Annotated in this window: 1 pseudogene; it reads right to left on the bottom strand. The window is 42.2% G+C overall.

What is annotated here, in order from left to right:
- A pseudogene (locus AAEY75_RS14615) lies at nucleotides 1–287 on the bottom strand (glycosyl transferase family 1); the annotation flags it as partial.

Genomic DNA, 287 nt, shown 5'->3' with positions numbered 1-287 from the left:
ATCCATAATAATGGCATGGATATTGGGGAACTGCTCTTGAAGATTGCCCAAGATATCAATCAGCCATTCTTGGCCATATTCCTTACCGATGATGGTTGGAAATACCAGCCATTTTTTATTCTCAAGCTCAGGGTATTCAGCAAAAGTATGACGTAGCCAATATACTGATGGATTATGACGATAAGGATAACGACGCGTATCAACACCGCGGTAGATACGTTTAATGACTCTGGGATCCAGCTCCTCACGACGCAGCCCTTTTTTTAAGTAATCAGTCACACTATCAG

The organism is Psychrobacter sp. TB55-MNA-CIBAN-0194 (assembly GCF_040309505.1).
Lineage (GTDB): Bacteria > Pseudomonadota > Gammaproteobacteria > Pseudomonadales > Moraxellaceae > Psychrobacter > Psychrobacter fozii.
Note: the sequence above shows the minus strand (reverse complement) of the source record. Positions and strands in the feature narration are given on the sequence as shown.